Origin of the sequence: Gracilibacillus boraciitolerans JCM 21714 (assembly GCF_000521485.1) — a bacterium.
GTDB lineage: Bacteria > Bacillota > Bacilli > Bacillales > Amphibacillaceae > Gracilibacillus > Gracilibacillus boraciitolerans.
In genome coordinates, this window is record NZ_BAVS01000078.1 from 1 (window position 1) to 1,622 (window position 1,622).

Below are 1,622 nucleotides of genomic sequence, written 5' to 3' on the forward strand. Positions count from 1 at the left end.
TGATGATTTATTATCGCAAATTAGATCCTTGCTGAATAAAGCCGCTAATCAACCGGATGGAGGAAAGTTAGTTACTTCGAATTGGATATTGGATAAATCTGAGGTAATATCCGTAGGACTTGGTACTTTAGGTCAGAGCAGAACATTCTATCTGGAGGAAAAATGAAAAAAGCTGGTTCCAATGGACTCCTTACTACTGAAGAAGCCCTTGATCATAAAAATAATAAGCCATCTTATCGTGTAAGAGCCAATCGGGATGCCTTGAAGGCTTTAGGTGTAGAACCTGATAATAAAGCTGGAAGTCAATTAAATCATCGATTACCGAAGAATGGAAGAGTTTGGAGTGATGCTCACTATGAACGAGCTAATAATAATCAAGCGATATTAAGAGCAGCAGATAAGCGGGGAAATACGAACTGGACTTCAACAGGGCAAAGAGCGTTGAATATGCACCCAGAAATGAAATATTGGAGAAATGAAATTGATTTAAAACATGTCGGGTCTTCTACGGCCAAGGGTGTTGGAACAGGGATTGTAAGTGGCTTTAAAGATACAGGTACATGGTTAAAAGATTCTGTAAACATGAAAGAAAATTTTAAAACAAAAATAGGTGGTTTAAATTACGTATCTAAATCCCTAGGTGTAGCTGGTATGGGATTAAGCTATTATAGCAATTATAATGCTGCAGAAAAAGATGGTTTAAATGGTAAAGAAGCTCATTTAAGAGCGACCCAAGATACTGCCATTGATACAGCTGTAGGGGGGGGAGCTGTGCAGACTGCTCTTACTGTTGGTTTTACAGCAGCAATCCCAATCCCAGGTGTAGGTACAGCTGTTGGTGCGATTGCCGGTATTGCAGTAAATGGTCTGTTAAATAAAAAATGGGGGGAAAGAAAAGAAATCAGCAATGGATGTTATAAAAGGCTGGTTTCATTAAGGAGGATATAATGCTATTACAAAATTTATCAGAAAAAGATTACTTAGTTTTAAGAGGACCGTTTGTTTCGAAAAGGCAAAGTCCTAAGAGTTTAGGAGCCAATTTAGTATTGTTGATAATACTTCAAGCTTTTTTGTTATGCTTAGAGTATTTTATTAATGGTTTTTCAAAAATATCAATTACTAGCACAATTATTCAAATTCATCTTATATACTCTTGTTTGTTAGGAGGGATAGGATTAATATTTGCTTTATCTTTAGTTTATATGCGAGCTCAACGGTTGCAATACTTAATAAGTATTTTAGTAACGCAGAATTTGGGAAGTATAACTTTTTTTATATTTGCTTTGCTAACAATTGCATCAGAAATGTCCTATAATCCACAACTATTTTTAAATTTCACATCAATAACTATTTTAATTGGTGTTTTAATTTTTACTATTACATCCTTCCGATTCCTATATCTTTTAAAAAAAGGTAATTATCGAAAAGGAGGAGCTAAGGATCAACAAAGAATGAAATGGGAATCAAAATCTCTATTACCAATTGTACTCCCTATAGGATTGGGGGGGATAACTTTTATTATCCAATTTATAATGAGAAATTTTGAGTTATTAGGACTTGATAGTCTTTTCTTAATAATGATTTGTCTATTTCTTGTTTATATTATGATTTTTATATTGCCA

The 1,622-nt window shown here is 34.0% G+C and carries 2 protein-coding genes; both read left to right on the top strand.

Annotated elements, in window-relative coordinates; genetic code table 11:
* Positions 1 to 162: 162 nt before the first annotated feature.
* Entirely contained in the window at positions 163 to 948 is a 786-nt protein-coding gene (locus JCM21714_RS22580) for a hypothetical protein (RefSeq protein ID WP_235183033.1), read from the top strand.
* Positions 948 to 1,622, top strand: a 675-nt coding sequence (locus JCM21714_RS17715) for a hypothetical protein (protein ID WP_035726480.1), incomplete at its 3' end; no start/stop codon positions are given. The genes JCM21714_RS22580 and JCM21714_RS17715, both read left to right, overlap by 1 nt.